This is a genomic window from Methylobacterium sp. 13MFTsu3.1M2 (assembly GCF_900112625.1).
Taxonomy (GTDB): Bacteria; Pseudomonadota; Alphaproteobacteria; order Rhizobiales; family Beijerinckiaceae; genus Methylobacterium.
This window is the reverse complement of the sequence record NZ_FOMM01000011.1, coordinates 80,347-101,330: the sequence shown is the minus strand read 5'-3', so window position 1 is coordinate 101,330 and position 20,984 is coordinate 80,347. Positions and strand designations below refer to the sequence as shown.

Sequence of the window (20,984 nt, the reverse complement as noted above, 5' to 3'; positions counted from 1 at the left end):
TCGGATCCGCGGCATTGCGCGGCGTCCGGTCCGCGGCGCCCTCGACGCGCCAGATCCGCGCTTCGTCGATCCCGGCCCGGGTGAGCATGTACGCCGCTCGATCTGGGACCGCATCTCCAACGGGTCCGAGACCGCCCTGGCGGGCTACCTGATCAAGGAGCACCCGCAGACCGCGGCGCTCGTGCTGTCCAAGGTCAAGCCGGCCTGCGCCGCCAAGGTGATGGCGCAGTTGCCGGCGCCGCTGCGCAACGGCGTCATGCGGCGGATGCTGACGTTCAAGCCGATCGTCGACGCGACCATGAAGATGATCGAGCAGACCATCCACGAGGACTTCATGATCAACCTGGCGCGCAATGCCGCGGCGGATACCCACTCGCGCATGGCCGACATCGTCAACAAGATGGAGCGCCAGAGCATGGAGGAGGTCCTGGACAACCTCACGCAGACGCGCCCGAAATCGGCCGAGATCCTGAAGAGCCTGCTCTTCACCTTCGACGACATCATCCACATGACGCCGCGGGCGCGGACGACGCTCTTCGATCAGGTTCCCCACGAGAAGGTCATCCTCGCCCTGAAGGGCACGAACGGGCCGTTGCGGAACGTCGTGCTCAGCGCGCTGACCGCCCGCGCCCGGCGCCTCGTCGAGCACGAGCTGGAGGGAGGCGAGCCCGCCGCCCAGCGGGACGTGCTCGACGCGCGCCGCGCGATCACCGACCAGGCGCTCGAAATGGCGTCGCGCGGCGAGATCGAACTCACCCCGGCCGACTCGGATGAGACCTACTTCCGCTAGCACCGTCCCCGGTCGGGGACGGCTCCGGGGCGCCGCTCCGGCGGACGCGTCCCGCCGGGCCGACCGGCGCGGTGCCGTCGGCGGCCCGAGTTCGGGGCGCCGCGATGTCTGAGGACAGGGAGAGCAAGACCGAGGCGGCGAGCGAGAAGAAGATCAGCGACGCGATCGCGGAAGGAAACACGCCGTTCTCGCGGGAAGCGCCCGTCTTCGCCTCCATCCTGGGACTGCTGATCTTCCTGGTCTTCGTGGCGCGGGATCAGGGGCTGCCGCTGGTGCAGAGGCTCGCGCTGATCTTGGAGCAGCCGCGCAACTTCAGCGTGGAGACGAGCCACGACGCGATGCGCCTCGTCCACGCCCTCGCCCTGGAGATGGGCCGCTTCCTGCTGCCGGTCCTGGTCATCCTGCTCGTGGCCGGCATCGCCGCCTCGATCTTCCAGAACGCGCCGCGCGTGGTGTTCGATCGGATCCAGCCGAAATGGTCCCGCATCTCCCCCGTCGCCGGCTGGAATCGGCTCTTCAGTCTGCAGGGGTTCGTCGAGTTCGGGAAAAATCTGTTCAAGTTCTTCGCGATCGGCGGCATGTCCTACATGGTCCTGCACGCGGATCGCCACGAGATCGTCAATGTCATGTTCGTGGATCCAGTCGGGTTGCCCGAATTCCTGCTGACCCTGTCGGTGCGCCTCGTCTCGGCCGTGAGCGTCGCGACGATCGCGCTGGTCGCCGGCGACCTGGTCTGGACCCGCGTGCGCTGGCAGCGCGATCTGCGGATGTCGCGGCAGGAGGTGAAGGACGAGTTCAAGCAGCTCGAGGGCGACCCGCTCGTGAAGGCGAAGATGCGCTCGCTGGCGCAGGACCGGCTGCGCAAGCAGATGATGGCGGCGGTGCCCCGCGCCACCATGATCCTGGCGAACCCGACGCACTACGCGATCGCGCTGCGCTACGACCAGAGCGAGAACGACGCCCCGACGGTTCTGGCCAAGGGCGCGGACCTGATCGCCCTCCGCATCCGCGAGATCGCCGAGAAGCACCGGATCGAGGTCGTCGTCGACAAGGCGCTCACCCGGGCGATGTACGACCATGTCGAGGTCAACCAGGCGATCCCGGCGGAATTCTACCGGGCGGTGGCGAACCTGCTGGTCTACGTGATGACCCGCAAGCGCCGCTGACCGGCGCGGCGTGGCCGAGGCGTGGCAGCGGCGTGGCAGCGGCATTGACCGGTCGGCCCGTCCCGACCGGCAGAGGCCGCGGACCCTGGCAGATCCGCGGCGCGGCGTTTCGGGCCGCGCAGGCCGTCGGCGGGCCCGGGGCGGTCTTGGGGCAGTCTTGGGGCGGTCTCGGGGCGCTGCGCGTCCGGGATCCGGGAGCGGCCTCAGGCCGCCCGAACGCGGGCGTCCAGCCGCTTCGCCTCCCGGCGGAACCGGTGCAGCACGAACTCGGTGTAGCCGTTCGGCTGGCCGGCGCCCTCGAAGACCAGGGCCTCGGCGGCGCGGAAGGCCGGCCCGTCGAAGCCGGGGGCCATCGGCCGGTAGGCCCGGTCGCCGGCGTTCTGGCGATCGACGACCTCGGCCATGCGCCGCAGGGCCGCGGCGACCTCGTCGCGGTCCACGATCCCGTGGCGCAGCCAGTTGGCGATGTGCTGGCTGGAGATCCGCAGGGTGGCGCGGTCCTCCATCAGCCCGACCTCGTGGATGTCCGGCACCTTGGAGCAGCCGACGCCCTGGTCGACCCAGCGGACCACATAGCCCAGGATCCCCTGGCAATTGTTGTCGAGCTCCTCCCGCACCGCCTCCGGCGCGAACGCGCCCTCGGCGAGGGGCAGGGTCAGCATGGCGGCGCGGGTCGCGGGCGCCCGGCCGGCAAGCGCCGCCTGGCGGGCGCGGACATCCACCTGATGGTAGTGGAGCGCGTGGAGCGTCGCGGCGGTCGGCGACGGCACCCAGGCGGTGTTGGCGCCCGCCTCCGGGTGGGCGCCCTTGGCGTCGAGCATCGCCGCCATCCGGTCGGGGGCGGCCCACATGCCCTTGCCGATCTGCGCGTGGCCGGGCAGGCCGCAGGCGAGGCCGGCATCGACGTTGCCGTCCTCGTAGGCCTTGATCCAGGCGGTCGCCTTCATGGCATCCTTGCGGACCACGGGGCCAGCCTCCAGCGAGGTGTGGATCTCGTCGCCGGTCCGGTCGAGGAAGCCGGTGTTGATGAAGAACAGCCGGTCCGACGCCGCGGCGATCGCCGCCTTGAGGTTGAGCGTCGTGCGCCGCTCCTCGTCCATGACGCCGATCTTGAGCGTCCGCGGCGCGAGGCCGACCAGCGCCTCGACCCGCCCGAACAGCGCCACCGCGAAGGCGACCTCGTCGGGACCGTGCAGCTTGGGCTTGACCATGTAGACCGAGCCGGTCCGGCTGTTGCGGAGCGGACCGGTGCCCTTCAGGTCGTGCAGGGCGATCAGCGCGGTGACGGCCGCGTCGAGGATCGTCTCCGGGATCTCGGCGCCGTCGAGGGTCACGGCGTCGGTGTACATGTGGTGGCCGACATGCCGGACCAGCATCAGCGACCGTCCCGGCAGGGTCAGGCGCCCGCCGTCGGGGGCCGTGAAGGTCCGGTCCTCGGCGAGCCGCCGCTCGACCGTGCGGCCGCCCTTGGACAGGGTGGCGGTCAGATCACCGCGCATCAGGCCGAGCCAGCTCCGGTAGACCGCGACCTTGTCGGCCGAGTCCACGGCCGCCACCGAATCCTCCATGTCCATGATGGTCGAGAGGGCGGCCTCCAGCACCACGTCGGCGATGCCGGCCGGGTCGGTGCGGCCGATCGGGCTCGCGCGGTCGATGACGACCTCGATGTGCAGGCCGTTGTGGCGCAGCAGGAGCGCGGTCGGCGCCGCGGCGTCGCCGGTGTAGCCCGCGAAGGCGGACGATCCGGTCAGGCCGGCGCTGCGACCGGCGCCGAGATCGGCGGCGAGGCGGCCGTCCGTCACCGAGAAGCCCACGGCATCCGCCCAGGAGCCGACGCTCAGCGGCGCGGTCGCGTCGAGGAACGCCTTGGTCCTGGCCACCACCGCGGCGCCGCGGGCCGGGTTGAACCCGGCGCCGGGCGCGAGCTCGCCGTCCTGCGGGATCGCGTCGGTGCCGTAGAGGGCGTCGTAGAGGCTGCCCCAGCGGGCATTGGCGGCGTTCAGCGCGTAGCGGGCGTTGGAGATCGGCACCACGAGCTGCGGCCCGGCGATGGCGGCGATCTCCGCGTCCACGTTCTCGGTGGTCACCCGCACGGTCTCGGGCTCCGGCTGCAGGTAGCCGATCCGCGTCAGGTAGGCCGCGTAGGCCGCCGGGTCGTGCGGCGCTCCGCGATGGTCGCGGTGCCAGGAATCGATGTCGGCCTGGAGGCCGTCGCGCCGGTCGAGCAGCGCCCGGTTGTGCGGTGCGAGATCGCGGACGATCGCGGCGAAGCCCGACCAGAACTGGTCGGCCGAGAGACCGGTCCCGGGCAGCGCTTCCTCGGAGACGAAGGTGCGGAGATCCTCGGCGACGACGAGCTTCGACATGGCGATCCTCGGGGATGCGTGGCGACGCGCGTCAGAAAAAATCGAACGCGCCGTGAAAAATTTTTGATGTTTCCTCAATAGATCGCTTGGCATCCGCGAGAAAGGCGGCAAAAGGGATTTGATTTTTTCCGCAGCGTTGACAATGCACGACCAGAGCGACCTAGAGATCTTCGCCCGGGTGGTCCGCACCGGCAGCCTCACCCAGGCCGGGTCGGAGCTCGGCCTGTCGGTCGCGGTGGTCTCGAAGCGGCTGAAGCGGCTGGAGGAACGGCTCGCCGTGCGCCTGCTGCATCGCACCACGCGGCGGGTGGCGCCCACGGATGTCGGGGCGGCTTTCTTCGAGCGGATCGCCCCGATCGTCGACGCCATCGCGGAGGCCGAGAGCCTCGTGTCGCAGACGGCGACGCGGGCGCGGGGGACGCTCCGGGTCACGGCGCCGAGCTCCTTCGGGCGCCTGCACATCGTCCCGCACCTGCGGGCCTTCTTCGCCCTCCATCCCGGCATCGTGCTCAACTTGGAGCTGAGCGACGATTTCGAGTCGATCGTCGAGCGCGGCTACGACCTCGCGATCCGGGTCGGCGCGCTGGAGAGTTCCGGGCTGACGGCGGTGCGCCTCGCGCCGGTGCAGCGGGTCCTCTGCGCGCGGCCGAGCTACCTCGACGCGGCCGGGCGGCCGCGGAGCCTCGACGACCTGCGCGGCCATGTCTGCCTCGCCACCGAGAACCAGAATCCCTGGCGGCTGGTCGGGCCGGAGGGCCCCTGCACGGTCGGCGCGTCGGGGCCGCTGCGCACCCATTCCAACGAGGTGGTGCGCGAGGCCGTGATCGGCGGCCTCGGGATCGCGCTGCGCTCCACCTGGGACGTGCACGCGGAGCTGCGCGACGGCCTGCTGGAGGTGGTGCTGCCGGCCTACGCGGCGGCGGCCTCGGCGGGCATCTTCGCGGTCTACCCGAGCCGGGCCTTCGTGCCGGCCAAGACGCGGGCCTTCATCGCGTTCCTCAAGCAGACCTACCGGTCGAGCGGGGCCTGGGCGGAGGGGTGAGGCCCGTGCTGCGGCGTATCGCTCCTGCAGGGTATGAGATGTCCGTTGGACGTCTCATACCAACTCCTGTCGATGCGTGCGGGACCGCCGTCCTTGCGAGCGGAGCAAAGCAATCCAGGGAAGCGCCACGCTCACCGATCGCGCGCTGCCCTGGGTCGCTTCGCTGCACTCGCGATGACGGAGAGGGGCGCGTCGACCGAATCGGTCAGCTGGCGACCGATCCGCCCTCAGCCGTTCGCGAAGAAATCCGGATCCGTCCGCGCCAGCATCCGCTTGAACGCCGCCCACTCGTTGTCGGGCGCCCCCTGGACCACGACGCGGTCGTAGCCGGCGGCGTACTGCCCGGCGGTCTTGGTGGCGATGGCGGAGGAGGGCCGGATCACCGGCGCGCCCGCCGCCTGGATCGCCAGCTGCGCCCGGCACGAGCGCTCCAGGTTGTGCATCAGCCGGAACGCCTCGCCGACCGTGCGGCCGCAGGTCAGCAGGCCGTGGTTGCGCAGCACCATCACGGGCTTGTCGCCGAGATCGGCCACCAGCCGCTCCCGCTCGTCGAGGTCGAGGGCGATGCCCTCGTAGGCGTGGTAGGCGACGCGCCCCGTGAACTGCATCGACCACTGGTTCAGGGGTAGGAGCCCCTCCTCCTGGCAGGAGACCGCCACGCCCGCGACCGTGTGGGTGTGCAGCACGCAGATCGCGTCGTGGCGCGCGGCGTGGATGGCGCTGTGGATCGTGAACCCGGCCGGGTTGATGCCGAGCCCCATCGGATCCTCCAGCACCTTCCCGTCGATGTCGACGGTGACGAGGTTCTCCGGCGACACCTCCTCGAAGCGCATCCCGTAGGGGTTGATCAGGAAGCGGTGCCCGGCGCCCGGCAGCCGGGCCGAGATGTGGGTGTAGATGCTGTCGTCGAGGCCCAGCCGGTGGATCAGCCGGTAGGCGGCCGCGAGGTCGACGCGCATCGCGCGGATCGCGGCGCGATCGGCGGGGTCCGTATCCCGGTCCGCGACGGTCGACGGTGTGGCTGCGCTCATGCGACGGCTCCCTGCCGGTCGGCCCTGTCGGCCCTCCGGGATCGCCGCCCGGCGCAGGCGGTCCCGCGATCCCCGGGCGCCCGAGGCGGGGGCTCGGGGCGAGGTCCGGGAATCGCCGGCAGGGTGCACCAGGGCGGGCGGCCCGGCAATCCGGTGGGATGCGGCGGGACCTCCGGGGGAGCGACGGCCGCGTCCCACCGGATTGCCGGGCCGCGCGGGCGGTCGCCCGAGCCGTCTTCCAGTCCCTTACTTGGACGGGCGGTCGCCGGGCGGAAAGAGCGCGAGCGCCTCCTCCGCCAGGACGCCGCCCGTGATCGCGATCGGGCGGAACGCCGACCGGTCCGCGACCTCCGTGCAGGTGATCATGATCTGGTCGATCTTCGTGGCGAGCTGCTGCAGCGAGGCGGCGAATACGACGCGCGAGATCCCGCACCAGACGATCGCGCCCATGCACATCGCGCAGGGTTCGCCGGACGTGTAGAGGGTCGTCCCCCGCAGCGCCTCCGGCCCGTGCTCCGCGAGGAAGCGGCGGATCGCCACCATCTCGCCGTGCGCCGTGGGATCGCGCTGCTGCTTCCCGAGATTCAGGCCCCGGGCGCGGATCTCGCCCTCCGCGACGATGACGGCGCCGAACGGGAAGTCGGCGCGGCGCGCCTCGGCGATGGCCGCCCGCATGAAGGTCTCGTCCGCGGCCGTGGCCGGCGCGGCGGTGGTCGCCGACGCGGGGCGCGCGCCGGTCGACAGCGCCACGCCGAGCGCCGCGGCCCCGAGGAACGCGCGCCGGCCCGCATCGGGCGCGACGGGCGGTTCGTGGCCGTGCGGCCCGGTGCCGCGGAGCTTGCTCGTCATGATCGGTTCCGCTGAGCTGTCTCGAGGGGCCGTCCCGGCGGCCGCGACCGCGGCCCGGGGCCGTCCTAGAAGCGCTGCTCCGTGCGGCCGGGGTTGGGGCCGCGGCCGTGATAGGACGCCATGCACAGGTGCCAGATCTGCGAACCGAGGTCGTAGAGGCTGAGGTTGTTCGGGTTGGGGTAGCTGAAGATCTGGGCCCGCGCCTGCTCGCGGCAGGCGGCGTCCTGCGGGCTCTGGATGGGTGGCTCCGGCACGGATTGCGCCGCCGCCCCCGTGGTCAGGGCAATCGCGGTCGCGAAGGCAATCAGCGGGAGGCGCATCGTCACAGGTCTCCGAATACGGCGCCGCGGTGGCCGCTGTTCGGCCGGCCGCGGATCTGGGAAGCGGTATGTGGGGCCGGTGGCGCTCCGGGCGAGACCGTCCGGAGCGCCGCCGGCGCGTTCGTCAGCGGCGACGCCAGTGGTAGCTGCGATGCCAATGATAGTTGCGGTGCCAGCGATAGTTGCGATGCCAGCGGTAATTGCGGTGCCAGCGATAGTTGTAGGTCCGGTAGAAGCGCCGGCCTCCGTAGTAGCGGGCTCCGTAGAAGGCCGGGCCCGGGCCGTAGAACCGGCGGGCGTTCGGGACGCACCGGCCCCACGGGTTGAGGTGGAATCCGGGCCCGCACCAGTAGCCGACCCGGGTCAGCCCGCTCGCGTCGCCGGCCAGCGGCGCCGGTGAGAGCGGGGCCGCCGACGCCGGGCCCGCCAGGCCCAGGCCGCTCAACACAAGGGCCACGAGCCCCATCATCCGCATGAAATGCACGGCGTGATCCTCCCGCGACCGGCGCGCTGTCCGCGTCCGGATCGTGCATCATGCTGCTTGCGAGCCAAGATTAATGTCAATGGCCCGCATTCAGTCAATACCTGTATCAACTACGCATCATCATTTATGAGCTGCGCGATTTCCGTTCTGTATTCAGTGTTCGTCAATGCATCCGTTCCAATCTGACGCACCTGGCGCGCCGGTGACGGATCGGGAGGAGGACCATGAACAGCACGGATCGTCGGGCCGGCGGACGGTCTCGACCCATCGTGACGGCCGGCCTCGCCGCCCTCGTCCTCGCGCTCGCCGCCGGTCCCGGCGGCGCGCAGGACGGCTTCGGTGAGGGGGCCGGGCGCCCGGCCGACCTCGCGGCCGGCGCGGAGGTGGACGCGCTGCGGGCGGTCGTCGAGCGCTTGGCCGGCGCCTGGGTCGCGCGCGGGGCGATCCCGGGCCTGATCGTGGGCGTGAGCCACCGGGGGCGGCGCAGCTACTTCGGGTTTAACGGGGCCGGCGGCGCGCCCTACCGGTCCGACACGATCGTGGAGATCGGCTCGATCACCAAGGTGTTCACGACCGCACTGTTCGCCGAGGCCGTCGATGCGGGCCGCCTGCGTCCCGACACGCCGCTGCAGGAGCTGTTGCCGAACCTGCGGCTCCGGCCCTGCACGGCCCAGATCACGCCGCTGCAGCTCGCCGACTTCACCTCGGGGATGCCTACGCTGCCGGGCGACCTGCCGCGTGCCCTGGCGGAGCGCAGCGTCCGGACCTACCCGCCGGAAGCGTTCCTGGCCTGGGTGTCGCGCTGGAGCCCGGAGGGATCCGAGGCGGGCGGCTGCGCCCTGCCCGCCCCCTACCGGTACTCGAATGCCGGCATCGGCCTGCTCGGCTACGTTCTCTCCGAACGTCTCGGCGCGCCGTGGGAGAGCCTCGTGCACGAGCGGATCACCGGGCCGCTCGGGATGACCAGCACGGCGGTCACCGTGAAGCCGGCCGACCGCGCGCGTCTCGCGCAGGGCTACGGGATGGAGGGCCAGCCGGTCATGCCCTGGCCGGTCTTCGCGTGGTACGCCGCGGGAGCGCTCCGCTCGACCGCCACCGACATGCTCGCCTTCGGCGAGGCGGCGCTCGGGCACGAGGCGGTGAACGGCGCGCCCGTGCCGCCAGCGCTCACCCGGGCGCTGCGCGAGGCGATGACGCCGCTCTACCAGCCGGAGGGACAGACCTTCCGGCAGGGCATGGCCTGGATCGAGGAGATCGGCGACCCGGACGCGGGCCAGCGGCCGGTCTTCCTGAAGGTCGGGGGGACCGACGGCTTCAACAGCGTGGTCGTCGTCAATCCGGGCAAGGATCTCGTCGTCTTCGTGGCCGGCGGCCAGCCGAAGATCGGCGCGGAGCGCCTCGGCGTGGCGCTGTCCCGCCAGATCCGCTGAGCGGGCCCGGGCCGCGCGGGGCGCTCACCCCGCCAGCGCGGCCTCGATCCCGACCCCGATCGCCAGGAGCCGGCGGTCCTGTCCGTGCCGGGCCAGCAGCATCAGGCCGGCCGGCCGGGGCAGGCCCGGCATCGGCAGGGACAGGCCGGTGAGATCGAAGAAATTGCCGAAGGCGGTGTTGCGCAGCATCAGGCGATTGGCCGCCAGGAAGGCCGCGTCGTCCGCCGCCAGCGGGGCGGTGAGCGGCGCCGTCGCGGCGGTCGCCGGGAGCGCCAGCACGTCGAGCGGGGCGAGGTGCCGGTCGAAGGCGGCGATCAGCGTGGCCCGCCGGCGCATCGTCCGGATGTAGCCCGCGGCCGTCGCATTCCGGCCGGCCACGATGCGGCGATGCACCCGCGGGTCGTAGCGGCCGGCCGCGCTGTCCAGCCAGTCGGCGTGGATCGCCGCGGCCTCGATCGCCGCGAGGGAGCCGTCCGGGAGCGCCGCGTCCATGGCGGCGAGGTGGTCGTCGATCGGGTGATCGGCGATCCGGGCGCCGGCCCGGGACAGGCGGGACAGCACCCGCTCGAAGGCCTCGGCGACCGGCGCCTCCGTCTCGGTGAACAGCAGGCCCCGCGGCACGCCGATGCGCAGGCCGGCGACGGCGAGCGCCTCCAGCGGCGCGGGCTCCTCGCCCGCCATCACGGCGTCGGCGGCCGCGCAATCCGCGACCGTCCGGGCGAGCGGCCCCAGGGAATCGAGGGCGTAGGACAGCGGGAACGCCCCCTCCAGCGGCACGCGGCTCGCGGTCGGCTTGAAGCCGACGACGCCGTTCAGCGAGGCCGGGATCCGGACGGAGCCGCCCGTGTCGGACCCGATCGCGATGTCGCTCGTCCCCTGCCCCACCGAGACCCCGGCGCCGGAGGACGAGCCCCCCGGGATGCGCGCCGGATCGGCGGCGTTGCCGGGGGTGCCGTAATGCGGGTTGAGGCCGAGCCCCGAGAAGGCGAACTCGGACATGTTGGTCTTGCCCAGGATCACCGCGCCGGCGCGGCGCAGGCGGGCGACCACCGGGGCGTCGGACCGCGCCGGCGCCGCGTCGGCCAAGAGGACCGAGCCGGCGCGCGTCGTCTCGCCCGCCACGTCGAACAGGTCCTTGATCGAGACCATCGCGCCGTCGAGGGGGCCGAGGGAGATCCCGTCCCGGCGGCGCGCATCGGCGGCGTCCGCCGCCGCGCGGGCCTGCTCCGGGTAGAGGCGGGTGAAGACCGCCGGGTCCCCCGCGGCGATCCGGGCCAGCCGGGCCTCGAGGGTCTCGCGTACGCTCATGGTCCTCACCGCATGATCTGATCCGGCCCTGCAAGCGGAGGGCCGGTCGGGCCGGTCCGCGTCAGAACGTGCCGGGATAGGCGCCGCCATCCATCAGCAGGTTCTGCCCGGTGATGAAGCCCGCCTGCTGGCTGCACAGGAACGCGCAGGCGGCGCCGAACTCGTCGGGGTGGCCGAAGCGGCCGGCGGGGTTGTCGCGGGCCCGCGCCTCCAGGAACGCCTCCACGGAGGTGCCGGCCTTGGCGGCCCCCGCGGCGGCGTTGCCGCGGATCCGGTCGGTGTCGAAGGGGCCGGGCAGCAGGTTGTTGATCGTCACGCCGTGCCGCACGGTCTTGCGCGCCAGGCCGGCCACGAAGCCCGTCAGCCCCGAGCGGGCGCCGTTCGACAGGCCGAGATGCTCGATCGGCGCCTTCACGGCGCCGGAGGTGATGTTGACGATCCGGCCGAACCCGCGGTCGATCATCCCGTCGACCGTCGCCTTGATGAGCGCGATCGGCGCCAGCATGTTGGCGTCGAGCGCCCGGATCCAGGCGTCGCGGTCCCACTCGCGGAAATCGCCGGGGGGCGGGCCGCCGGCATTGTTGACCAGGATGTCGGGCTCGGGGCAGGCGGCGAGCGCGGCGGCCCGGCCGGCCTCGGTGGCGATGTCGCCCGCGACGGCGGTGACGGTGACGCCCGTCGCGGCGCGGATCTCGTCCGCGGTCCGCTCCAGCGTCTCCGCGGTGCGGGCCGTGATCGTCACCGCGACGCCCTCCCGGGCGAGCGCCAGGGCGCAGCCCTTGCCCAGTCCCTTGCTCGCCGCGCAGACGAGCGCCCGGCGTCCGCTCAAGCCGAGATCCATGGGAAGCCTCCGTGAGCCGGCCCTCGCCGCGAGGGCGTCCGGCGCGTCATAGCGCGCCGGGTGCCGTCCCCGGAAGCGGCCCGGGACGGGGCGCGGGGCCTCTCGGGGTCTCTCCGCCTCCGGAGGGCCGGTTCGGCGGGCGCCTCACGGCCGGAACCGGGATCCGGCGCTCACCACGTGCGCAGGTCGCGGGCGCCGGGCACGTCCGGACGCTCCTCCCGCTCCGGAGCGACGAAGCCCGCCCACAGCAGGGCCACCGCCCCGGTGAGGAGCGGAAGGGACGTGCTGAGGACGAGGCTGAGGGTCACGGCGATCCTGCCAGGCGGACGGTGTCGAGGCGACGAGATCAGAATTCCATATCCTGAGAATTGTTTTCGACGACTTAAGGCGAGTGCTCGTAATTGCGGGACCCCGGAGGAGATCTGCGCGGCCGGCCCGCGTCGCGGCGGCCATCGCGCGTCATGGTGGCGTCGGACGCTCGGCCGAGGCCGACGCATCGCGGGTCCGCGCGATCCCGGCCGGATGTCCGGGCGACCGGGGCCGGTGCGCGCCGGCTCAGGGCTGATCCGCCGCTCCGGACAGGGCGCCGAACTCGTTGACCATGCACTCGTGCATCCGGCGCAGCCACGCCCGCGCCTCGGCCCGCTGGGCCTCCGCCCGTTCGGCCCGCTCGTCCGACGCGCGGGCCTGCGCCTCGGCCCGCTCGGCCCGGGCGAGTGCCGCCTGCAGGAGCGCCTCGGCGTGGCGGGCCCGCTCCTCGGCCGCGCGGAGCGCCGTCTCGGCCGCCCGCACGGAACTCTGAGCCTCCCGGACGGAGTCGCGGGCGCTCGCCTGCAGGGCGCGGACCCGCGCCGCGGCGCCGCGCACGGCGGTCAGGGAGGTCGACCAGTCATCCTCGGCCGCCGGGGAGGCGGGCGCGGGGGATGCGGCCGCGGCGCCGGAGAACAGCGCCACGACCCGGTCGATCGGGTCGGCGTGGCCGTCGCGCGGCAGGGCCGGGTCGGACAGGGGATGGGGCGCCGTCGGCTCGGCCCACGCGCGGGCGGCGCTCATGCCGCGGCCTGCTCGGTGAGGTCCGAGAACTCGGACAGGATCGCCTGTTGGACACGGTCCAGCCAGTCCTCTGCCTGCCGGGCCCGATCCTCGGCGGCGCGGGCGCGGGCCTCCGCCGCCTTGGCGCGCTCCTCGGCGGCGACGACCTGCGCCTCGGCGCGCAGCTGGGCCTCGCGCGCCTGCATCTCGGCCATCCGGGCGCGCTCGTTGGAGGCGTGGACCTCCTCGCGGACCTGATCCAGCACCTGCTCGATCCGCGCCTCCCGCTCGCGCGCCTGGGCCTCGATCACGCGCGCTTGGCGGGCGGCGGTCTGCACCCGGTGGATCAGCGCGTCCCAGTCCCGCGGCGCGGCCGGCGGTGTCGGGGACTCGGCCCGCGCGTGCAGCGACGCGACGGCGCGCAGGACGTTGCCGAGGTCGGGTTCGGACGCGGCGCCGCGCTTGGCCTTGTCTGCGGGCCGGAACCGAGGATCGCTCAGAAGCCTCTGCAGCTCGCTCACGGATCCCCTGCTCCCTGTGTACGCGATTCTGATCCGACTAAGCTGTTTAGAATGGTTAACGAAGGATTAAACGACGGGCGATCGGGTATTGGACAATTGATGACGGCGGCCGATCCGCGCGCGGCGGCCACGGCCGGGCGGGCCTCGCGCCGGGCCCCGGATCGCCGGATCGAAGCCGGCGGCAGGATTGCCGGCGCGCTCGCCGGATGTGCTGTTTGATACGGAATTCGCGCCCGGAATGACCGCGTATTCAGCTCATCGGTACGGGCTGAAATGGTTGTTCTGCAGGAGATCGCGATGGCCGGGAACCGCATGGAAGAGGCCTGGAGGCCGGCCTTCAAGACCGGACAGATCTTCTTCGGGCACCCGCAGGAATGCTGTGACTGCCTGATCTGGGAGCTCAGGACATCCGGGGCGCGGATCGAGGTCCAGCCGGAGGCGGTGCCACCGCAGGCCGTCCGGCTCGTCTCGATCGCCCTGCTGCTGAACCAGGCCTGCGAGGTCGTCGCGCGCGAGGGCCGGACGATCGAGCTGAGGTTCTCCCCCCGTCCGGAGCCCGCGGGCGGTGCGCCCGACGCGACACGGCCCGTGCTCGGCCGCACGCTGTTCCCGCCGCACCGGCCATAAGTCTCCCGCATCACCGCGAAGCACCCGAGGAGGTGCGTCATGACCGCTCCGCAAGTCATCGCAACGATCTTCTTCCTGGTCTCGGTCGGTTCGGCGACGACGCTGGCCCTCATGGCGGCGGCCTCGGCCGTGCTGGACGCGGTCGCGAAGACCTGCGACCGCGCGCGGCCGGACGCGGGACGGGACCGCTCGCGCCGTGTCACGGAGGCCGCCTGTCGGCTGCGCCGCGCGGCCCTCGCCCGCGCCGCGATCCCGTAGGATCCCGGTCCCGCCGACGGGGCGGGCATCGGTTCTGCTCGAGCCTCGCCGTCTCGCCACGCGAGAGGAGGCACGAGCGACGCCGTGAGGAAGGAGCGGGCAGGCGCGATGCCGGAGGCCGCGACGGGTTCGGAGAACCCCTCTCGGTGGGCGATCCTGCCGTGACGTCAGTCTGGGGCGTTCAATCTGGAGACGGGCCGGGAGTCACGGCGTCGAATGGTGGAGACGACAGGGATCGAACCTGTGACCTTTCCCATGTCAAGGGAATGCACTACCGCTGTGCTACGTCTCCGTATCGACCGCGATCAGGTTCGACGAACCTGCAAGCCATCGAAATAGTCCAGACCGCTCAGTAACTTATGAGAGTGCCGACTACCGTGTCAAGGTAGTGCTCTCCCCCCGAGCTGCGCGTCCGGGCCGGCGCCGTTCGGGCTCCGGTGGGCGGGGCCTATAGCGGCTGCCCGGCGAGGGCGCAAGCGGAACCTGCGTGACCAGGCCGATCGATCGCGTCCCTCAATGGTCCGGCCGCGGCGCGCGCCGACCCGATCGCCCCGCGCCGCGCGCGGATAGCGCATTCTGCGTCAATGGCTTAGAGACGGGGAGAACGAGCCGGCGGGGGCAACCCGCCGGGATCCGTCTCCGGGCCGAACGCGCCATGGTGCACGCCGACGGGAAAATGCGCTATGGCCCTGCCGCTCGGCATCCGGCCGCGCCGCGACACATGGCGGACACTCGGCGCCGGCATGCCGCCGCCTCACGCTTCAGGACATGCGCTACTTCATCGACCACGATCAGGGCGACTCGATCCGCGGCTGGATCGTGCCGGACAATCCCCTCGCCATCAGCCGGGTCGTGGTCGCGGTCGACGGCCGACGCGTGGCCGAGGTCCCGGCCAGCGTCATCGACGAGGCGTTCAAGCGCAACGGCTGGCACGCCACCGGGCAATGCACCTTCGTGGTCAGCGAGGCCGAGGTGCCGGGCCTGTCCGAGATCCCGCGGCTCGAACTCTACGATGCCGACACCAACGTGCTGGTCTACCGTCGCATGCCGGTCGAGGGTCAGATCCGGCTGCGGACCATGCTGATCAACACCGGCATCGAGCCCGAGACCGTCCTCCAGACGGCGCTCTTCCCGTATTTCCAGCACTGCTACTTCGGCATCCACAAGCTGCCGGACGAGATCCTGAGCTGCGTCCTGGCCGGCCCGGCCGCCCCGTCGGCCTTCCTGTCGGGCGCCGTGACCATCCCGCGCTACGAGAACTTCATGACGCCGGACCTGATGGTCACGGCCATCCTGCTCCAGGAACCGCAGATCGAGATGGCGGCCCGGATGCGCTGGCTGAAGGCCCGGGCCGCGGATGCGGCCGATCCGGCGCGCAGCTGGCGCCTGGGGCCGCTGGCCGAGGCCGCCGCCTTCGCGGACGGGTACGACTTCTCCGACGTGAAGAGCCTCAAGCGCTTCTTCCGGATGCTGCCCGAGCCCGCCTACCGGCTGCTCTACAACCCCCTGACCCGCCAGCTCGGGACCCGCATGCCGGACGACCGGCTGCATCCGGGCAACTCGATCGCGGCGATCGAGATTCTCGCCCGGGTCGGGATCGTCGGCCACAAGACCCGCTTCCCCGCCTTCGCGTCGACGCTGTTCGACCGCCTCGGGATCGGCGCGCCGATCCCGACGCCGCCGCCGGTGCCGGCCGAGACGCTGGCGCTGGCCGAGCGCCTGAAGAGCGTCAAGGCGGTCGAGGACATGATCGTGTTCGACGTGGCCATGTCGGATGCCGTGAAGGCCTCGGTCGACAAGAGCTGGAGTTGATGGTGCGTTCGACCGGGCCGGCGGTGCCCGAACTCCGCCTCCCGACGGCGCAGGTCGCGGGGCTCTGGGGCAAGCGGCGCGCCCTCCCGGCGCGGGCGGGCTCCGACGGGCTGCGCGTCGCGCTGCCGGATCTCGCGGGCCGCTGGGTCGAGATCATCCTGTCCAACGACCCGGCCGAGGCCCGCGACACCCTCCCCGACATCAGCTTCGTCGGTCCCGACGGACGGGCGGGCACGCTGCTGCCGCAGGAGGCCCGAGGCGGCGGCGCCTTCGCGTGGATCGGCTGCCTGCCCGAGGACGTCGTCGAGCTGCGCGTCGCCGACCCGGCCGGGCGCGTCCCGGTCCGGCTGCGCCGGATCGCCGTGCGCCGCCTCGCCCGGCCGGTCCTGGCCGCCCGCGGGCTCCTGCGCGATCCCGGCCTGACCGTGCAGGCCTTCACCTGGCGGATCCTCGGCAAGAAGGTGCGCGCGCGGGGCTTCCTGGGCCGGGCGCTGCGCCACCGGCGCGTGAGCGGCTACGAGGCCTGGCTCGGGACCCACACCCTGCGCCGCGCGGAGCGGGACGGGATCGCCGCCGAGATCGCCGCCTGGACCGATCCGCCCCTGATCTCCGTGCTGATGCCGGTCCACGATCCGGACCCGAAGGTGCTGCGCGCGGCCCTGGCCTCGCTGCGCGCGCAGCTCTACCCCCACTGGGAACTGTGCGCCGTGGACGACGCCTCCACGCGCCCCGAGATCCCGCGGATCCTGAGCCGGGCGGCCGAGGCCGACCCGCGCATCCGCGTCCTCGCCCGGACGGAGAACGGCCACATCGCCCGGGCGACCAACGACGCGCTGGGCATGGCCCGGGGGGCGGTCTGCGCCTTCATGGACCACGACGACGCGCTCACCGAGGACGCCCTCTACGAGGTCGCCCGGGCGCTGCGCCGCGACCCGGGCCTCGTGCTGATCTACAGCGACGAAGACAAGATCGACGGGCGCGGCCGGCGGTTCGACCCGCACTTCAAGTCCTGCTTCGACCGCGAGCTGCTCTACGCCCAGAACTACATCAACCACCTCACGGTCGTGCGCACCGAGGCGCTGCGCGCCGTCGGCGGCCTGCGCCCCGGCTTCGAGGGCAGTCAGGACCACGACCTGCTGCTGCGGCTGACCGACGGGCTCGACCCCGCCCGCATCCGCCACATCCCGCGGGTGCTCTATCACTGGCGCGCCGCGCAGGGCTCCGGGACCTTCTCGGACCGGGCGCTCGCCCGGGCGGAGGCCGCGCGCCTGCGCGCCCTGGAGGAGGTCGTGGCGCCCTGGGGCGGCCGCGCGGAGCGCGGTCCCGGCGGCTTCAACCGCCTGGTCCGGCCGCTGCCGGCGTCGCCGCCGCGGGTCTCCGCGATCATCCCGACCCGCGACCGGGCCGAGATCCTGTCGGTGACCCTCGACGGGCTGCTCGGCGCGACCGACTACCCCGACATCGAGGTGATCATCGTCGACAACGACAGCCGCGAGCCCGAGACCGCCGCCCTGTTCGCCCGCTACCGGGACGATCCGCGGGTGCGCGTCGTGCCGGTGCCGGGGGCGTTCAATTTCTCGGATCTGTCGAATCGCGGCGCGGCCGCGGCCACCGGCGCGGTGCTCCTGTTCCTCAACAACGACATCGAGGTGCTCGAGCCCGGCTGGCTGGCCGAGCTGGTCCGCCACGCCGTGCGGCCGGAGATCGGGGCCGTCGGGGCCAAGCTCCTCTACCCGGACCACACGATCCAGCACGGCGGCATCGTCCTCGGGATCGGGGGCGTGGCCGGCCACAGCCATCTCGGCGTCGCGGACGCGGATCCGGGCTATTTCTGCCGCATGGTCATCGCCCACGAGGTCTCGGCGGTCACCGGCGCGTGCCTGGCCATGCGGGCGGACGTGTTCGCGGAGGTCGGCGGCTTCGACGCGCAGGCCCTGAAGGTCGCCTTCAACGACGTCGACCTCTGCCTGAAGATCCGCCGGTCCGGCTACCGGATCGTCTGGACCCCCTTCGCGAAATTGATTCATCACGAGTCGAAGAGCCGCGGGGCCGAGGACACGCCGGAGAAGCAGAAGCGCTTCGAGGGCGAGGTGCTGACCATGCTCGACCGCTGGGGCCCGGAGCTGCGTGCCGACCCCTATTACAACATCAACCTGTCACGGAATTCCGCCCATTACCGCGTGTGAGCGGTCCTCACCCGGTGGCGACACCGGTGGTCGCGACCGCGCGGTGCTATGCATGCGTCAGTGGGTAAACTTGCGTCCGGAGCCGGTTGCGGTACCTCTGGACATGCCGCAAGAGGCAGTTCCGGCCAAGGCGTCCCCACGGGCGCGCGGCGAGGGCGACAATCAGAGATGAGTGCGAACACCCCTACGGTCGCGGGCTTGGAGCGCGACGCCCAGCAGGCGATGGGAGACCACAAGGTCCACCCCAACGAGATCGCTATCGGCGTGGTGATCGGACGCGCGTCCGAATACTTCGACTTCTTCGTGTTCGGCATCGCCTGCGTGCTGGTCTTCCCGAAGGTGTATTTCCCCTTCGTCGACCCGCTGAAGGGCACCCTCTACGCCTTCTCGATCTTCGCCCTCGCCTTCATCGCCCGGCCGCTCGGCACCGTGCTGTTCATGGCGATTGACCGGCGCCACGGCCGCAGCGTCAAGCTGACCACGGCCCTGTTCCTGCTCGGCGGGTCGACGGCGGCGGTGAGCTTCCTGCCGCGCTACGACAGCATCGGCATCTCGGCGGTCTACATCCTGGCCGGCCTGCGGATCCTGCAGGGTCTCGCCCTCGGCGGCGCCTGGGACGGCCTCGCCTCGCTGCTCGCCATGAACGCCCCGCGGGAGCGCCGCGGCTGGTACGCGATGATCCCGCAGCTCGGCGCGCCTTTGGGCTTCATGGTGGCGAGCGCCCTGTTCGCGTTCTTCATCGTCAATCTCGACGAGGCCGATTTCATCGACTGGGGCTGGCGCTTCCCGTTCTACTGCGCCTTCACCATCAACGTGGTCGCGCTGTTCGCCCGGTTGCGCCTCGTCGCCACCGACGAGTTCGCCCGGATGATGGACCTCGACCGGCTGCGCCCGGTCCCGGCCCTGGAGCTGTTCCGCCACCACGCCGGCGACGTGGTCCGCGGCGCCTTCGTGCCGCTCGCCGCCTTCGCGCTGTTCCACCTCGTGACGATCTTCCCGATCGCGTGGCTCGCGCTGAACAGCACGACCCGCTCGCCGGGCGAGTTCCTGATCGTGCAGTTCTCCGGCGCGATCGTGTGCGCCGGCGCGGTGGCGGCCTCGGGGCTGATCGCCGACCAGATCGGCCGCCGCAACTGCCTGATCATGAGCAGCTCGCTGATCGGCTTCTTCGCCGTCGGCAGCATCATCGCGCCGCTCCTGTTCGGCGAGAGCGCCATCGGCCAGACCATCTACGTCACGATCGGCTTCATGCTGCTCGGCCTCGCCTACGGCCAGACCGCGGGAGCGGTGAGCGCCCGCCTCGGCAACCGCTACCGCTACACCGGCGCGGCGCTGACCTCCGACTTCGCGTGGCTGATCGGGGCCGGTTTCGCGCCCCTGGTGGCCCTGTTCCTGTCGCAGCGCTACGGCCTGGCGATGATCGGCGTCTACCTCCTCTCCGGCGCGGTCTGCAGCCTCGTGGCCCTGTTCACCGACCGGTCGGAACTGCGCCAGATGTGAGTCGGCGGCCGGCGGCGCAGGCCGCCCGGCCCGCCCGTGAGCTGACTGGAACGCCGCCTCGCGCGGTACGGCAGAAGCGCCGCGGCAGCGGCATGGCAGAAGTGCCGCGGCAGCGGCCTGGGATGACGAGACGCGTGCTGTGACATCCACGATCCATCGACCGGACAGGACCGACACCGCGACCCGCCGAGGCGGTCGCGCTCGGCGCCTCCTGCCGCTCCTCGCCCTGCCGCTCCTGACCCTGCTCGGCGGCTGCAACTTCGTGGTCCTGCACCCGGCCGGCTACGTCGCCGAGCAGCAGCGCAACCTCGTGCTGGCGGCGACCGGGCTGATGCTCCTGATCATCGTCCCGGTGATCGCCTTCACGCTGATCTTCGCGTGGCGCTACCGCGCCAGCAACCAGGACGCGGTCTACGATCCCGAATGGCACCACTCGACGCAGCTCGAGGTGCTGATCTGGACGGCGCCGCTGATGATCATCATCGCCCTGGGCGCCCTCACGTGGATCGGGACCCACACCCTCGATCCGTTCCGGCCGCTCAGCAAGATCGACCCGAAGCGCGACGTCCCGGCCGGGACGGTGCCGCTCGAGGTCGAGGCCGTGGCCATGGATTGGAAGTGGCTCTTCCTCTACCCGCAATACGGGATCGCCACGGTCAACGAGCTGGCCGCGCCGGTGGACCGGCCGATCCGCTTCAAGATCACCGCCACCGACGTGATGAACACGTTCTACGTGCCTACGCTCGCCGGCATGGTCTACGCGATGCCGGGCATGCAGACCCAGCTCCACGCGGTGATCAACCGCGAGGGCGCCTACGAGGGCCGCTCGGCGCATTACAGCGGCGCCGGCTTCTCCAACATGTTCTTCAAGTTCCACGGCCTGACCGACGACAAGTTCGACCAGTGGATCGCCAAGGCCAAGGCCGAGGGCGGCGAGCTGACCCAGGAGGCCTACCTGAAGCTGGAGGAGCCGAGCGAGGCCGAGCCGGCACGGTTCTACAAGTCCTACATGAAGGGCCTGTACGACCGGATCATCGGCATGTGCCCCCGGCCCGACCAGATGTGCGTCGGCGAGATGGCGAAGATCGACGCGCAGGGCGGCGCCACCGGCGCGGAGGCCGCGGAGAACTACGCGCGTCTCCGGTACGACAACCGGCTCGCCGAGCGCGGCGTCGAGGGGCCGGGCGCGACGGCGCCGGCCTCCGGGACCGCGCCGCACGGCCAGACGCAGCCGCAGGGCATGCAGCCGCGGCCCGACATGGGCAACCCGGACGTCCGGGGCCAGACGACGCCGCCCGACGCCACGGGCCAGGGCTCCGGCGGGGGTCGGAGCGGGGGCATCCAGATCGCCCCGAAGCAGCTGAACCAGTGAGGCCGCGCGTGCTGACAGCGGACTCCACACACACAACCGGCGGTCGCCG

Annotated in this window: 19 protein-coding genes, 1 tRNA gene and 1 pseudogene; 10 read left to right on the top strand and 11 right to left on the bottom strand. The window is 72.1% G+C overall.

Annotation, left to right across the window (positions count from 1 at the left end):
• Window positions 1–94: 94 nt before the first annotated feature.
• Together BM314_RS12170 and flhB are read left to right on the top strand one after the other, a co-directional pair.
• Window positions 95–790 (top strand): annotated as a pseudogene (locus BM314_RS12170) (FliG C-terminal domain-containing protein); the annotation flags it as partial.
• 104 nt (window positions 791–894) lie between these two features.
• Window positions 895–1,956 carry a flagellar biosynthesis protein FlhB gene (gene flhB / locus BM314_RS12165; protein ID WP_091978276.1) on the top strand — a complete coding sequence of 354 codons (1,062 nt, stop codon included), beginning with the start codon at window positions 895–897 and terminating at the stop codon, window positions 1,954–1,956.
• 203 nt (window positions 1,957–2,159) lie between these two features.
• Here the strand turns inward: flhB and BM314_RS12160 are convergent, their stop codons facing one another.
• Window positions 2,160–4,322, bottom strand: a complete 2,163-nt coding sequence (locus BM314_RS12160) for a malate synthase G (RefSeq protein ID WP_091978275.1) — start codon at window positions 4,320–4,322, stop codon at window positions 2,160–2,162.
• Between the two features lie 142 nt (window positions 4,323–4,464).
• Between BM314_RS12160 and BM314_RS12155 the strand changes: the two genes are divergently transcribed.
• Complete coding sequence (locus tag BM314_RS12155; protein WP_091978274.1) at window positions 4,465–5,364, top strand: LysR family transcriptional regulator; 900 nt, start codon at window positions 4,465–4,467, stop codon at window positions 5,362–5,364.
• Between the two features lie 227 nt (window positions 5,365–5,591).
• On the opposite strand, the gene BM314_RS12150 is transcribed toward BM314_RS12155, so the two are convergent.
• The 4 genes from BM314_RS12150 to BM314_RS12135 all read right to left on the bottom strand — a co-directional run bounded on the left by BM314_RS12150 (window position 5,592) and on the right by BM314_RS12135 (window position 8,039).
• Window positions 5,592–6,395, bottom strand: coding sequence for a class II aldolase/adducin family protein (locus tag BM314_RS12150; RefSeq protein WP_091978273.1), 804 nt, complete (start codon window positions 6,393–6,395; stop codon window positions 5,592–5,594).
• Window positions 6,396–6,641: 246 nt separating this feature from the next.
• The gene (locus BM314_RS12145) at window positions 6,642–7,244 is read right to left on the bottom strand and encodes a nucleoside deaminase (protein ID WP_091978272.1); all 603 of its coding nucleotides are present in this window, start codon (window positions 7,242–7,244) and stop codon (window positions 6,642–6,644) included.
• Between the two features lie 65 nt (window positions 7,245–7,309).
• Window positions 7,310–7,564 (bottom strand): hypothetical protein, encoded by a 255-nt coding sequence (locus BM314_RS12140; protein ID WP_020093249.1) that lies wholly within the window; start codon window positions 7,562–7,564, stop codon window positions 7,310–7,312.
• Between the two features lie 124 nt (window positions 7,565–7,688).
• The gene (locus tag BM314_RS12135; RefSeq protein WP_234082999.1) at window positions 7,689–8,039 is read right to left on the bottom strand and encodes a GCG_CRPN prefix-to-repeats domain-containing protein; all 351 of its coding nucleotides are present in this window, start codon (window positions 8,037–8,039) and stop codon (window positions 7,689–7,691) included.
• 233 nt (window positions 8,040–8,272) lie between these two features.
• Between BM314_RS12135 and BM314_RS12130 the strand changes: the two genes are divergently transcribed.
• A complete protein-coding gene (locus BM314_RS12130; RefSeq protein ID WP_091978271.1) occupies window positions 8,273–9,478 on the top strand; it encodes a serine hydrolase domain-containing protein in 1,206 nt (401 codons plus the stop codon).
• Window positions 9,479–9,502: 24 nt separating this feature from the next.
• Here BM314_RS12130 and BM314_RS12125 read toward each other — a convergent pair whose 3' ends face one another.
• From BM314_RS12125 to BM314_RS12110, 5 genes are all read right to left on the bottom strand, one after another.
• A complete protein-coding gene (locus BM314_RS12125; RefSeq protein WP_091978270.1) occupies window positions 9,503–10,786 on the bottom strand; it encodes an amidase in 1,284 nt (427 codons plus the stop codon).
• Window positions 10,787–10,847: 61 nt separating this feature from the next.
• Entirely contained in the window at window positions 10,848–11,627 is a 780-nt protein-coding gene (locus tag BM314_RS12120) for an SDR family oxidoreductase (protein ID WP_020093245.1), read from the bottom strand.
• Window positions 11,628–11,797: 170 nt separating this feature from the next.
• On the bottom strand, window positions 11,798–11,935 hold the full coding sequence (locus tag BM314_RS30570; protein WP_020093244.1) for a hypothetical protein: 138 nt from the start codon (window positions 11,933–11,935) through the stop codon (window positions 11,798–11,800).
• A 247-nt stretch (window positions 11,936–12,182) separates the two neighbouring features.
• Complete coding sequence (locus tag BM314_RS12115; RefSeq protein ID WP_056523291.1) at window positions 12,183–12,680, bottom strand: hypothetical protein; 498 nt, start codon at window positions 12,678–12,680, stop codon at window positions 12,183–12,185.
• The gene (locus BM314_RS12110; RefSeq protein ID WP_020093242.1) at window positions 12,677–13,180 is read right to left on the bottom strand and encodes a hypothetical protein; all 504 of its coding nucleotides are present in this window, start codon (window positions 13,178–13,180) and stop codon (window positions 12,677–12,679) included. The genes BM314_RS12115 and BM314_RS12110 overlap by 4 nt, the downstream gene beginning before the upstream one ends.
• Window positions 13,181–13,477: 297 nt before the next feature.
• Here BM314_RS12110 and BM314_RS12105 point away from each other — a divergent pair, with 297 nt between their 5' ends.
• Complete coding sequence (locus BM314_RS12105; RefSeq protein WP_020093241.1) at window positions 13,478–13,807, top strand: hypothetical protein; 330 nt, start codon at window positions 13,478–13,480, stop codon at window positions 13,805–13,807.
• 39 nt (window positions 13,808–13,846) lie between these two features.
• Complete coding sequence (locus BM314_RS12100; RefSeq protein WP_020093240.1) at window positions 13,847–14,065, top strand: hypothetical protein; 219 nt, start codon at window positions 13,847–13,849, stop codon at window positions 14,063–14,065.
• Between the two features lie 217 nt (window positions 14,066–14,282).
• Here BM314_RS12100 and BM314_RS12095 read toward each other — a convergent pair.
• Window positions 14,283–14,357: transfer RNA gene (locus tag BM314_RS12095), tRNA-Val, on the bottom strand.
• A gap of 476 nt (window positions 14,358–14,833) precedes the next feature.
• Here BM314_RS12095 and BM314_RS12090 point away from each other — a divergent pair.
• From BM314_RS12090 to cyoA, 4 genes are all read left to right on the top strand, one after another.
• Window positions 14,834–15,877: a hypothetical protein gene (locus BM314_RS12090; protein ID WP_091978269.1), complete on the top strand. Its 1,044-nt coding sequence runs from the start codon at window positions 14,834–14,836 to the stop codon at window positions 15,875–15,877.
• Window positions 15,877–18,063: a glycosyltransferase family 2 protein gene (locus BM314_RS12085; RefSeq protein WP_091978268.1), complete on the top strand. Its 2,187-nt coding sequence runs from the start codon at window positions 15,877–15,879 to the stop codon at window positions 18,061–18,063. Before BM314_RS12090 ends, BM314_RS12085 begins: the two co-directional genes overlap by 1 nt.
• A 168-nt stretch (window positions 18,064–18,231) precedes the next feature.
• Window positions 18,232–19,563, top strand: a complete 1,332-nt coding sequence (locus tag BM314_RS12080) for an MFS transporter (protein WP_020093237.1) — start codon at window positions 18,232–18,234, stop codon at window positions 19,561–19,563.
• Window positions 19,564–19,702: 139 nt separating this feature from the next.
• Entirely contained in the window at window positions 19,703–20,935 is a 1,233-nt protein-coding gene (gene cyoA, locus BM314_RS12075) for a ubiquinol oxidase subunit II (protein ID WP_056523297.1), read from the top strand.
• Window positions 20,936–20,984 lie beyond the last annotated feature (49 nt).